General features: G+C 41.1%; 10 protein-coding genes. 5 read left to right on the top strand and 5 right to left on the bottom strand.

What is annotated here, in order from left to right:
* Window positions 1-271: 271 nt before the first annotated feature.
* From V7K44_RS22605 to V7K44_RS22595, 3 genes are read right to left on the bottom strand one after another with little or no spacing between them, the layout of a single operon-like run.
* Window positions 272-2,437 (bottom strand): tetratricopeptide repeat protein, encoded by a 2,166-nt coding sequence (locus V7K44_RS22605; protein WP_334934542.1) that lies wholly within the window; start codon window positions 2,435-2,437, stop codon window positions 272-274.
* A gap of 57 nt (window positions 2,438-2,494) precedes the next feature.
* A complete protein-coding gene (locus tag V7K44_RS22600) occupies window positions 2,495-3,277 on the bottom strand; it encodes a PP2C family serine/threonine-protein phosphatase (protein WP_334934540.1) in 783 nt (260 codons plus the stop codon).
* A gap of 53 nt (window positions 3,278-3,330) precedes the next feature.
* Entirely contained in the window at window positions 3,331-4,005 is a 675-nt protein-coding gene (locus V7K44_RS22595; RefSeq protein ID WP_334934538.1) for a vWA domain-containing protein, read from the bottom strand.
* A gap of 747 nt (window positions 4,006-4,752) precedes the next feature.
* Here V7K44_RS22595 and V7K44_RS22590 point away from each other — a divergent pair.
* The gene (locus tag V7K44_RS22590) at window positions 4,753-6,138 is read left to right on the top strand and encodes a response regulator (RefSeq protein WP_334934536.1); all 1,386 of its coding nucleotides are present in this window, start codon (window positions 4,753-4,755) and stop codon (window positions 6,136-6,138) included.
* A gap of 319 nt (window positions 6,139-6,457) precedes the next feature.
* On the opposite strand, the gene V7K44_RS22585 is transcribed toward V7K44_RS22590, so the two are convergent.
* Both V7K44_RS22585 and V7K44_RS22580 read right to left on the bottom strand, forming a co-directional pair.
* On the bottom strand, window positions 6,458-7,627 hold the full coding sequence (locus tag V7K44_RS22585) for a hypothetical protein (RefSeq protein ID WP_334934534.1): 1,170 nt from the start codon (window positions 7,625-7,627) through the stop codon (window positions 6,458-6,460).
* A gap of 358 nt (window positions 7,628-7,985) precedes the next feature.
* A complete protein-coding gene (locus V7K44_RS22580) occupies window positions 7,986-8,168 on the bottom strand; it encodes a hypothetical protein (protein WP_334934532.1) in 183 nt (60 codons plus the stop codon).
* A 419-nt stretch (window positions 8,169-8,587) separates the two neighbouring features.
* Between V7K44_RS22580 and V7K44_RS22575 the strand changes: the two genes are divergently transcribed.
* The 4 genes from V7K44_RS22575 to V7K44_RS22560 all read left to right on the top strand — a co-directional run bounded on the left by V7K44_RS22575 (window position 8,588) and on the right by V7K44_RS22560 (window position 13,361).
* Window positions 8,588-9,085 (top strand): hypothetical protein, encoded by a 498-nt coding sequence (locus tag V7K44_RS22575; RefSeq protein ID WP_334934530.1) that lies wholly within the window; start codon window positions 8,588-8,590, stop codon window positions 9,083-9,085.
* 284 nt (window positions 9,086-9,369) lie between these two features.
* The gene (gene pheT / locus V7K44_RS22570) at window positions 9,370-11,820 is read left to right on the top strand and encodes a phenylalanine--tRNA ligase subunit beta (RefSeq protein WP_334934528.1); all 2,451 of its coding nucleotides are present in this window, start codon (window positions 9,370-9,372) and stop codon (window positions 11,818-11,820) included.
* 133 nt (window positions 11,821-11,953) lie between these two features.
* The gene (locus V7K44_RS22565) at window positions 11,954-12,223 is read left to right on the top strand and encodes a YciI family protein (protein ID WP_334934526.1); all 270 of its coding nucleotides are present in this window, start codon (window positions 11,954-11,956) and stop codon (window positions 12,221-12,223) included.
* Window positions 12,224-12,566: 343 nt separating this feature from the next.
* Entirely contained in the window at window positions 12,567-13,361 is a 795-nt protein-coding gene (locus tag V7K44_RS22560) for a Tab2/Atab2 family RNA-binding protein (protein ID WP_334934524.1), read from the top strand.
* Window positions 13,362-13,372: the final 11 nt, after the last annotated feature.

Raw genomic sequence — 13,372 nt, 5'->3', positions numbered from 1 at the left:
GGATGCACTTAAAGGGAGAGAAATGTATTTCTGATTTCTGTTTCTCCGTCAATAATCTAACTGTAATTTCCGATGAAATTATAAAGGTAAGATAAATTAAAATCTTTTCTATATAAAAGCTCTATGAATATCTATAAATACAGAAATAAATTACTCAATAAAATAAAAATGTTACCTATAAAATAACTAGGGTTAGCACCAGCTAACCCTAGTCAGGCTTGATTTTTGCAATCAAAACCAACAATATGCTAGTAACAAAACTTACTTGTTTCTAGTTAGTTTTTTCCATGTTACTTGAGCCTTGGAATAAAGGGTCACATTTGTTTTCGATGACTACACACATATTACTGAGTGCTTGTTGATAATTATCCATGTCATCTTGCTCAAGAAATATTTTGGCAGATGCCTGTATATCTTCGACAGCTTTTGTCTGATTTTTGTTAGATTCGCTACCACCATATTGCGCCAGTTCATAGCGAACCATACCTCGTTTGAGATATGCTTTTGCTAGTTTAGGGCTGAGGGTTAATGCTTGGTTAAAGTCAGAGATCGCTTGATTATATTCTTGCTGATAATTGCTGCTATATTGAGCAATTTGATAATAAACAACACCTCGCTGGAAGTAAGCTTCGGCTTTGGAGACATTAAGTTTTATTGCCTGAGTAAAATCTGCGATCGCTTTTTTGTAAGCTTGTTGAGATTCACCGCTGTATTTAGCCATTTGGGCGCGGACAATCCCCCGTCTGACATAAGCTTCAATTTCATTATTATCCAGACCAATGGCTCGATTATAGTCTGCGATCGCTAGATTATATTCTCGATCGGGATCGTTGCTATATTCAGCAAGCATATAGCGGGCATTGCCCCGATTTACCAGAGCTTTGGTTTGATTGGGATTGATTTTCAGAGCTTGGCTATAATCTGTAACTGCGCCTTCATAGTCTTTCAGGTTATAGCGGGCATTGCCACGATTTACAATTGCTCTAGCATGTGTCGGTTCTTGTTCAATTGCTTGGCTAAAATTGACAATTGCTTTGTCATAGTCTCGCTCTTTATAAGCAATATAACCTTGCTGATAAGAATCAGCGAAGCTGAGTTTATTATTTGGCTGGGAAGACTTGATTGTTTGTTGGGTGTAAGCATTTTGGGAAACCAACGGCTGAGTAAATTTAATCATTACGTCTGCATATCCCAATAAACCAAAACCCAGCAAACAACAAATAATCGGGTACAACTTTGACTTTTTGGAAGGTTTATAATATGAACCGCTGGGAGTCATTGGCTGCCAGTAATTAGCTACCTGCGGTGACATGGCGCGCTGGGGAAAATGCGGTGTCTGATTGTAGCGTTTTCTCGCTTTGACTCGCGGTTGGAGATGTTCTCTAGCTTCTATAGCCCGATGTGATGGGAAGGGGTCGCGTCCACCTAATCGCACTGTACGTTCGCACCACGGACAGCTACGCATGTGGTTGTTGTAGCGATGCTGGGGATTTGTCGTACAGGTAATTAGGGACTCTTCGGCTTCAGCGATGGCTGAGAGCCAAGTCTGGGCACTGGGGCGTAGTTGTGGGTTGTTATGACCTTCTTCAAAACAACGGACAAATAATTCTTGTAAGCTGGGATGGAGAATTTCCCAAGGGGGTGCAATAGGTGTCGGCAGGTAAGGTACGTAACGCTTTTCGCTGTAAGTGAAATGACCCGACGCAATGCGTGCTTCGTAAGGTGGTGGCTCAATCGCACCTTGAAAAATCCCCGAAAATGGGTGGGTGCCTTCCATTAAGAGTTGAAATACTAGCACCCCTAACCCAAATAAATCGTGAGAGATTTCGCGATCGTGCTGGGCAAAAGTTTTATTCTGTAGTTCTGGTGGAGTAAACTCTGGCTTACCTACTGGGCAGCGATAAACAACATTGCTGTTTGGGTCGGTTACTTGGAAAGAGTCTGTGTCTATCAAAGTCACCAGTGCTGTATCGCTGACGAGGATATTAGACTCGTTCACATCACCAATGCAATATCCACTAGCGTGCAAAGCCGCAAAAGCTGCCGCCAAGTTACGAGCCGTGCGGAGCAGGTACTGATAGTTGAATAGGGGGCAGTGTTGCCGACGGGTTCTGGGGTTGTAAAAGTCGATGATTGGACGCATCCCCTGAATACGTGGCATCAAAAAGCCCAAGATGCTATTTTTGCCATCTGCCGCCCGTAATAAATCCTCTGGCCAAGCGATAGAGATATGCCCTAAACTCGCCGTAGGGTTTTCTGGCGGGTTGGCAAGCATCGCCTGGAGTTTCTCTGCATGGGCAGTGGTTGGCTTGTGGTAAATCTTCGCCACCAAGTCGTTATCGGATGGCACTGCATAAACACAAGCTTCACCGCCACGTCCCAAACTGACATTGAGACTGAGGATTTCTTTTCTGGGGGAACAACGTAGTACCTGCATAATGAAATTACCGCTAACGGAAGTTATTGTAAGATGTGAAACCTGTAGATTTATTGCTCATGAGTCGTTGAATGCAGCTATAATGAGTGTCAAATCATCATCAGTGCGTTGCGTAATCCGCTCTGAGCGTAAAAATTTTACCAATTGCTCCTTCGCTTCTGTCTTATCCTCGGTATTGGCGACAAATTCAAACAGCGGAAAAAAGAATGGTTTGTGAGGTTCGCCAACAACCATATTCAAAGCCAGCATTTGTAATCCGTCGGTGATGATACCAACGTTTACTATATCGGTGCGCCATAATCTCATTTGTGCTGTATCTAAGGCATTAGGCGAAGTTAAAAAAGTGGTTTCGTTGATGTATTCACCACTATCAGGCATCGTCAGTGCCAGCAGGTTGCCCATACTATCTTTAGCCACTGCCAAACCATCGCCTATCTGAACTACAGCTACAACTTCTGGTGTGGCAACCATCATAATTAAGGTAGTTGCTAAATCCTGAGGCTGTTTGTCACAAGTAGCCGCCTCATCCTCCACAGCTTTTTTGGCAGCTAATATGGCATCATTTAAGAGCGATCGCACTAATGTATCATCAGTCAAACTTTTTCGGGCCAGCCCCTTGGTAGAAATGTTTTCGATTGCTGTCTCCACAGCAACCATCGCTCCCACTTTCCCAAGGCTAGCAGAACCCGCACCATCTGCTGCGGCTGCCACTAAAACATTATCTGACAATATCTGCCAGTGATGAGCATCCTGACATAATTGATTGTTTTTTAAGTGACTTGTACCACATACAGAAGCAGCCACAATCCGCCATTGAGCAATCTGTTTTGATATGTTCATAAATTTTTTTTTTCAAGCAGCTAGCTGTGTAAACATCAAGCTGCAATTTTTAATTAAACAGTCCCCCAACCAATCGGCGGTAGTGCTACCTGTTCGTCTACTTGTGAATGAGAAACAGCCGACATACTAGTTGACAACCAGACAAACATCTCGATAAAATTTAATCCTTTAAGCTTTAAGGGAGTACGTACAGTTATTTGATTTAAACGCGTCATATTCGCATTTTCTACGCCAACTGTAAAGAATGCTACTCGCTTGTTCGCCTCGTCTCCCTGTAGGCGCTGGGATGCTTGCTCTACCACTTGCTCTAACTCGCCTTGGGGTTCTCCATCGGTAATCATAAATACCCAAGGACGATAGTAAGCAATCCCGTTGGCACGATACTGAGATTTACGCTCTTGAATTATGTCCAAAGCTTTATGAATTCCCGCACCCATTGTTGTCAGTCCCTGTGCTGTCAAAATCGGCGGATTGAATTGATCGGCAGTCACAAAGTCTTGTAATACATTGATATTACTATCAAAAGTGACGATCGCCACTTCCACCCGTCTGGCGGCTAAAGAATTTTTGACTAGTTCATCCTTTAAGCTTAGTAAACCTTGATTTAAAGCCTCAATCGCCTCTCCTTGCATCGACCCAGATGTGTCTAATAAAAGTACACAAGGACAACGTGGTTCTGGGTTCTCAGCAAATTCTACTACTTCATCAAGTCTTAATGTATCATGCATAACTTTTTGTGTTATGTTAAAGTCCAAAGCTTTATTTTCCTTTGCTCAGAGTATATAGTTTCAATCGCCGAGGCGACTACAGAATATAGTATCTATTGGTAGATGCTCTAATCTTTATTAAACAAATTATTTTCATGAAGTTCTCTATATATTTAAGATGAACTTGAGTACAGCTTAGTTTAGCAAAAAGTAGTTTATCAAAACCCAGCATTATCTGTTGTAATGTATCTACCAAAAAGTTATATCCACTAAACCTACAGTACAATAAATACGTAAACTTTCCTATATAACTTTTTAAAGATTTTATGTAGAAGAATCGTTTCTTTAAGGAAAAATAATTAAGCATAATTAAGCTCGTTCATTCTAGAAGTATACCAGTGTAACTACGCGAACTTGGAATCAAATTTGCCTCTTGAAGTGAGTGGGCATAAATAAACATCATTATTAAGGTCTTCACTCAAGAGTTGTCAGTAGTTAGTAAAATCCAGAAATAACCAACATCTACTGATAATCTAGCTATGATAGATACTTACCTTTATTCACACCTACTTGTTTTTTGAGATAGATTAAGTAAAATGTGCCAAATGTAACAAAGGACTTAGAAGCCTTACATTTTTTAATATATGTACATATTTTCAAATAAATAATTTGTGGTTAGAAAAATATTACAAAGAAGATAATACTTTATAGCTCATATTTTCAATCTACAAATGTTCGGTTGTTGATTCCGCAAAAAACTTGAAAAATATGAATAACTCAGGTACATTCACCAAACTACGTCCTCTAAGTTTGTTAAGACAATTATCTAATTGTTCCGACAGTACTTGTTTACAAGTATTGAGTAACTCAGTTTCTTGGTCGATTTACTTAGAACAGGGCAAAATAACTTACGCTACCCATTCCGTGGAACCTTTCGATCGACTAGAACGCCATTTGCGACGCCTCAGCCAGCAAATTCCACTCCTTACTAATGAGGTTCGCGTTCAAGTACGCCTGATGTTTGAACCTGACTCACATAGTCAGTTAATCAAAGATGACAGTAATTCGAGAAGCCACCCTCCTGAGTATCAGGCTATATCCTGGCTTGTTAGTCAACAACATCTACATTCTACACAAGCAGCAGTGCTGGTTCAAGAATTAGTTAAAGAGGTCATTGAATCATTTTTGCTCATCAAAGAAGGTACTTATGAATTAACAGAACCAATTGAGAGAATGCCAAAAATTTGTAGGCTAGGTGTAGAAAAAATTCTAGAGTATTGCCAAGTAAGATTACAGAATTGGCAGGCTTTTATACCAAAAATTTCTTCTCAATATCAACGGCCATATCTGTTGATTAACAGTAAGTTTGACGAGCAAGATTTACCAAATCTACAGCCAGATTTAATCAACTGGATGAAGGGTTTTAGCCTGTGTCATCTGGCTGTAATTTTGAATCAAGATGAAATTCAACTAGCTCGCAATTTATACCCTTACATCCTTAAGGGTGCGATTATCCTTCATGAACCCGATCCACCATTTGATAAATTACCAAAGATTTTTGAGGAGCAATCGCTTTTCTCAAAATTGATTTCAGGGTTAGTTGACACCAAACAAGAACTAAGTAGCATTGTCAATTCTTACCCAAATATTCCTGAAGAGAAAATAGTTCCTGTTCAGCGATTACCACAGATTTCTACTCCTTCAAAAGAAAACTTTCAGGAACCAACAATATCAATTAACATAAATTCTGCTTCCCAAAGAGTAACGGCTGCTACTGTAACAGTAAAAAAAGTCCACAAAATCGTTTCTGTAGATGATAGCCCTACAATTCTTAAAGAAATCAGTTATTTCTTAGAAAATGAAAATTTTTCTGTAGTGACTATTAACGATCCAGTGAAAGCCGTTTTGTCAATTATAAGGCACAAACCGGATTTAATTTTGTTGGATTTAAATATGCTAGGAATTGATGGCTATGAGTTGTGCCGGATTATACGAAATAATTCCCTATTTCAAAATACTCCTATTATCTTTGTTACTGGCAATAAAGGGATTGTAGACAAAGTAAAAGCAAAATTAGTCGGGGCATCTGGATATCTTACAAAACCGTTTACTCGTGCCGAATTATTGAAAATAGTCTTTATGCATTTGACTTAAATTAACCACCTTACCCACTACATTTTAAAGAGTAATACTTCTGGGTTAATTACAGATAGAACTTACCCGAAAAGTGCTAAAAAGCTTAATTTATCGAACCGCCAAGAATCGTAGAGTTTGTGTAAGTTCTAATAGATTGAAATTCTTCAAGTACTAGAAGGTTGATTATTGCACAGATCAATGAGAGCAATGTCAACTGCAAAGCTTAACCCAGAAGTATTGTATTCAAAATATAATCAACTCAAGTTGGTAAAAAGGGCTATTAGCACAATAGACAGGCTTACCGATGCAAAAACTGGCTCCTATTTGCTACAAACTTTTAGGCTATGGTAGAGAAATCATAATTTGGGTTGTTGTAGCCTGGATTTGACATGGCGGATGTTACAAGGTCAGAACTGCTGAGTAAACTGCTGACATCAGTTCCTATATTTTGGCTAGGCTTAGTACTACCTAGTGATATCAGTTCGCCACTAATAGAGAAATTCCAACCTTCATTACCAATGAGTGTTTTGTCATCACCACTGGCTTCAATCCGGTTTCCCAGGAGATTGCTGTTAGTTACATTGGCAGTGTTGCCACTACCAAGAATGTCGTTTTTATTACTAAATAATGTATTGGCATTACCAAGGATGTCGTTGTTATTGCCTAAGTTCCAGTTACCGTTACCGTTGGTTGTGTTCTCGTTACCAAAGCCCCAGTTGCCATTACCTTCGGTTTTGCTGCCATCACCGTAGTTCCAGTTACCGTTACCGTTGGTTGTGTTCTCGTTACCAAAGCCCCAGTTACCATTACCGTCGGTTGTGTTGTTACTACCATATAGCCAGTTACCGTTACCTTGGCCACTGTTACCGATAGCATTTGCACCATCTAATTTTTGAATATCAGATATCCAGTTGTCGCTCTTATAAGGTACAGGTTGACCGTTGCCAGTTTCAGGTAGGTTGCTACCACTTTCCTTGGAGGGGGGAGTGTTGCCAAATGGTAAGTTACCAGGAAGGTTGCCGCTACCACCAGATGCGTTACCACTAGATGCACCACCAGCAAAGGGGTTGCCGCTGCCACCAGATGCATTACCATCAGATGCGCCACCAGCAGATGCGCCACCAGCAAAGGGGTTGTCGCTACCACCACCTAATGCACTAATATCACCGCCAAGGACTCCGATGAGTTGATTGAACGGATTATTAGTATCAGTTAAACCCCGCTCGTCAAGTGGTCGCTCGTAATTATATTTGTACTTTCCATCTTCACTGGTTGTGGATGAGTTGCCACCACCGATGAAGGAAGCGAAAATATTACTACCACTAGCAGCACCACTAAAGCCATCGCTACCGGAGGCACTACCGCCGAAGCCATCGCTACCATCTAAACTGCTGCCATCGGTAGACTGCCATTTGCCATCACTGAAAGAAAAATTGCCATTACCAGTTAAATTGTTACTAGTACTTTGTGACCCAGTTGTTTGATTGCTATTGCCAGAAGTTGCCATTAGAATTAAATTCCTATTACTCAAACTGAAATGCCTCTATCAAGAGGAAGATCAACGACATGAATGAAAGCATTTTTTTACTTTTATTTTCAATAAAAATTACTAATAAAAACAGCAATCACCACATTTAGTAAAAGTATATAAAATCAGATTTACATTTAAAATGAACAAAATTTCGATTGGATTGCCTATTCTTTAGATTGGATTGTCTATTCTTTCGATATTGTTGAGGCAGATTTCAGCAGATTGTCCGATAATCCTTATAGTGAATGCTTTAGAGGCAGTTTTTACAGTGACTTTTTCAGATCAAACAGGGCAAATTTATCTCTTTGGAGTTCAACAACACAATGCAATATAATTACACTACAAAAAAGAAGGAAGTGTAATTTTTGTAGTCTATTGAGTGATAAAATATTATTTGTGAGGTTTTATCGAGTTTTAAAGATTCAAGTTCTGCGATCGCCAGAGCAAACGCATCTAAATTACTCTTGATCGCAACCAATGTTAAGAACCAACGAAAAAAATCGTGGTCATTGCTCATCGCAAAAAACTGGGCTTGTTGAGAACAGAGAAAAAATAATGTCCCTTTACATAATGTAATAATTGCTCAACTATAGAGTAGTAATGCTAGAAAGTAAAACTAGAGTTAATCCTCAAGATAAATTAAGCAACGAGTTCTTTGAAAAGCGCTGTTGTGTTGAAGTTCTTGAAATCAGAAAAAAGCTTGTGTATTTAGATTGCTGGTTTTATGGTATTTTAGTTCAAGCGTGAGAAACTAAACAGCTCTCAATCGTAATGGTTATGCAAGAAGCGATGTCTACGACGGGCTGCACCTACGCACAAAAGTTAGCTAATTGCATTTTGTGTTTTAAAGCTTCACTCTAGCAGAAAAGAAAACTATTTATAAGTCTGCTTTCTATCTCAACTAATAATAAAATTCTTGACTATGGAGTATAAAAAATGAAAAGTGTAGTAAGCGCAGCAGTTATCTTAACATTTCTTGGTGGAGCAAGTTGTCTTCCTAGCTATGGACTCTTATCAAATATCAAGCCTTCAAACATAGAAGTTCAATCAATTGCTCAAGGTAATCATCAACAATTGATGGCTAGAGTTGGAACTACTTTAAATACTACATCTTATCTTAGATATGGAAGGACAGCTTACCTCCCCACTGAAAATATTGAAATAAAATTTTCAAAAGTTATCCAGGATTCTCGGTGCCCTTCTGATGTAACTTGTATTTGGCAAGGGCAAGTTATTATTGGATTAGACATCATAAAAAATGGTAAGCAAGTTTCAACGTTAACGCTAACCCTTGTCCCAGGTCGTGATGCTTTACCAATTCAATTTTTAGATAAATATTCGGTGACATTGATAGGGGTTTCCCCGTACCCAAATAGCAAAAAGGCGATCGCGCTCAAAGACTACATTGCTAAAATTGTTGTTAGTAAACCGTAGATGACTAACCTTTGACACGCTTTTGTCTAAAACAAAATACCCGGATTTCTCACTTGTGAAAAATCTGGGCGTATGTAGTTTAAGGTCAAAATCAACCAAATAAAATAATGTCTTACTTCCCTGCGTAGATACATTCTCAGTATTTACTTAATTTTTACATTGCCAGTCTAACGTAGTAGGATTGTTCAAGTGAAAGGGTACGCCTTGCAGGGCGAGTAGCCATCGATCGCTAGCAGGCACTCTAAAATAAGAGCAAAAGACGATTCCTAAAACAAGCACACTCCATGCGTATTTCTCTAAATTGGCTGCGCGAACTAGTAGAGATAAAACTTAGTCCAGAAGAATTAGCCGAAACCCTGACAATGGCAGGGTTTGAAGTTGAAGAGATTGAAGACCGCCGCACTTGGGCAAATGGCGTGGTTATCGGCAAAGTGCTTGAGCGTCAACCCCATCCCAACGCCGATAAATTGAGTGTTTGCCAAGTGGATATCGGTACAGGTGAAACTTTAAATATTGTCTGTGGCGCTGCCAATGTGAAGGCAGATATCTATGTCCCAGTGGCAACTACGGGTACTTACTTACCCAAAATTGATTTAAAAATTAAACCTGCAAAACTACGTGGTGTCCCATCTCAGGGCATGATTTGTTCTTTAAGGGAACTCGGTTTGCCCACCGATGTAGACGGAATTCATATTTTTACCCAGGAAAATTTACCATTAGGTAGTGATGTCAGGCCGTTGTTGGGTTTAGATGATGTAATTTTAGACCTGACTGCAACTGCCAATCGCGCTGATGCTCTAAGTATGGTAGGCGTAGCAAGAGAAGTAGCAGCTTTAACTGGTGGAAAGTTAAGTATTCCTGAGCCTAGTGAAGTCTCTATTCCCAAAAATTCTGGGAATTTAGCTTTAAAAATTGCCGATACCCAAGCTTGTCCTGCATACATCGGTACGGTAATTGAACAGGTGAAAATTGCTCCATCTCCCGAATGGTTGCAACAGCGTTTGCGGGCGGGTGGGGTCCGTCCCATCAGTAATGTCGTGGATATTACTAACTACGTTTTGTTGGAATGGGGACAACCACTGCACGCCTTTGATGGCGATCGCCTAAAATCTGTTGCAGGTGGTGAAAATTTAAGCATCGGCGTTCGCTTCGTCAATAATGGAGAATCCCTCAAAACCCTGGATGGACAAACTCGCACCCTAGCATCCCAAAATTTGTTAATCACCGCTAACGACAAACCCGTTGCACTAGCGGGAGTCATGGGTGGGGAAGAAACGGAAGTTCATGAAGGAACTCAAAGCCTAGTTTTAGAAGCAGCTTTATTTGATTCCGTGGCAATTCGCCGTTCTTCGCGGAGTGTAGGGTTAAGAAGTGAGGCTTCTGGCAGATACGAACGGGGAGTTAATCGGGCTGAGTTGGAAATAGCTAATCGCCGCGCCTTATCCTTAATTAGCGAATTAGCGAGTGGAATTATTGTCCAGCAAGAAATTGCCGACACCCGCCCCGATCCGTCTACCTGGAGTCGTTCCATTGCCCTGCGTTTAGACCGAGTTAATCAGATATTGGGGCCTATCGATTTAGAAGAGGATACAGGCGAACTCCAAGAACAAGATGTTGAGCGCATCCTGACTGCATTGGGATGTAAATTAACTCCTTCAGGAGAAGATAGCAGCCATCAACCTACGTGGTCAGTTTCCGTCCCACCTTATCGTTACCGCGACTTAGAGCGAGAAATTGATTTAATTGAAGAAATCGCCCGTCTCTATGGCTACAACAAATTCTGCGATACCTTGCCAGAAAAAGCGGAAGCTGGTTATCTGCCTTTAGATCAAGAACTAATTCGCAAATTACGAGCTTTTCTGCGGGCTGAAGGATTGACAGAATTAATCCACTATTCTTTAGTCAAACCAGGAGAAGACAGAAACATAGTACTGTCCAACCCATTATTTGTCGAATATTCAGCGCTGCGAACCGATTTGATATCTGGGTTAATTGATGCCTTTCAATACAATTTAGAGCAGGGTAATGGTGCCCTTAACGGCTTTGAAATCGGGCAAATTTTCTGGCAAGAAGAAGACGGTTTGCAAGAAACAGAAACCCTAGCAGGAATTATGGGAGGCGATCGCACCCTTGGCAAATGGTCAAAAAGTGGACGCGAAGAACCCATCACCTGGTTTGAAGCCAAAGGCATTTTAGAAAGTGTATTTCGGCAACTTAGCTTGCAAATCGAATTTCAACCCGATCGCCGCGACGATCGCTTACATCCAGGACGCACCGCTTCTCTGTGGATTCGGGGTAACAGACTGGGGATTTTTGGGCAACTCCATCCCCAATTGCGACGCGAAAAAGGTTTACCAGATTCCGTCTACGTTTTCCAGTTGGATCTAGATGTGCTTTTAGATTCCCTAGAACAAGATGAAGTCCTCGTCCCCACATTCCGGCCTTATTCTACCTATCCGGCTAGCGATCGCGATATCGCCTTTTTCGCACCCGTGAAAATCTCAGTTTCCGAAATTGAAAAAGTAATTACCAAAGCGGGTAAAGATTTGCTCGAATCAGTGGAATTATTTGATCAATATCGTGGCGAAAATGTCCCCGAAGGACAAAGAAGTTTAGCATTCCGGTTAATTTATCGGGCTAGCGATCGCACTTTGACTGAGGCTGAAGTTGAACCAGTACACAATAAAGTCCGCGAAGCTTTGGTGGAAAAATTCGGCGTGAACTTGAGAAGTTAGTCATTTGTCATTTGTCATTTGCTAGGAGTGAGAAATTAATCATTTCTTACTCCCCGATGCACTGGCTGCAAAATCTAAAATCCAAAATCCAAAATCCAAAATCCAAAATCCAAAATCCAAAATAGTCTTAGCTATGCCTAAATATGTACTCTGGGGAACTTACTGCGAAGACGTTCTCGAAAAACGTGCCCCCCACCGTCAAGCTCATTTAGACGGGTTAGCAAAACAGAAAGAATCCGGTGTGCTGATTACTCTCGGCCCCACCAAGGATGTCACAAAAGTTTTTGGGATTTACGAAGCCGAAGACGAAGCCACTGTGCGCGAGTTGATTGAAAATGACCCCTACTGGAAAAATGGCATCTGGACTGAATATTCAGTCAAAGAATGGATTCAGGCTTTTTAAGCGAACGTAAGGACGCAAGTCCTTACATAGGTGTCAGCTTAACGTGAAACCCTCTTGGTGACAAGTTTTGCCCTCACCCCCAGCCCCTCTCCCATCCGTGAGAGGGGAGCTAGACATTCAATTCCCCTTCTCCTTTGGGAGAAGGAGTTAGGGGATGAGGGCGTGAGGGATTTGCAAAACGCCTGTCTGATATAGTTTTCGCCTTAAGTTTACATCAAGGAACGCCTTGCGCCCCTACGAATTGTGTGTAATCCAGGCAATTGAAAACTGCTATAAGTAATCTCATGGCCCAAAGGGAGTAATCTGAATAGAAAAGGCGATTGACGCTTTTGGTTTCAAATAAATGAAAATTTGGCAGGTTGATTTTTATCGTCGTCCCTCACAAGATGCGTCTGGACAAGTTTTATGGGAGTTGTTGATTTGTGACGCAACTCGCAGCTTTAAGTATGAAGCTACCTGTCTCCAGTCAGCAGCAAATTCTAATTGGGTTGCGACTCAACTTGAGTTAGCATCTGGTGAAAAATTGCCAGATGTGATTCAAGTGTTTCGTCCTCAGTCTCTCAGTTTAATTGAGGCGGCTGGACGCAATTTAGGTATTAATGTCGAACCTACTCGCTGCACCTTGGCATTGAAGCAGTGGTTACAAGAAAAGCAATATCCCTCAACCCTAGATAAACCGCCCCCAGCACCATTACCAGAAAACCTCTGGGGAGAACAATGGCGTTTTGCGACTCTAGCTGCTAGTGATGTAGAAACGAGATTTAGCGATCGCCCCATTCCCATTTTGCACATTCCAGAACATCTCAAACCAATCAATTTGGGTTTAGCATCAACAGTTCCTGTTCCTGGTGTAGTAATTTATGGGGGACGGCAATCAATGCGCCTAGCACGGTGGTTGCAGCAAGCCCGTGCCGTCAGCTTGAACTACATTTCTGGCGCACCGGATGGCTTAATATTAGAAGCTAGCTTGGTGGATAGATGGATTGTTGCCACATTTGAAGATCCAGAAGTTACCACAGCAGCCCAAGCATTTGAACAACGCAAAAAGCATTGCCGAGGATTGCATTTTTTGTTAGTTCAACCCGATGATTCTGGTATGACTTATAGCGGCTTTTGGTTATTGCAGACAGAAAATTGATATTAATTGCC

It is taken from the genome of Nostoc sp., assembly GCF_036917235.1.
GTDB lineage: Bacteria > Cyanobacteriota > Cyanobacteriia > Cyanobacteriales > Nostocaceae > Nostoc.
This window is presented reverse-complemented; position numbering and strand designations above follow the sequence as displayed.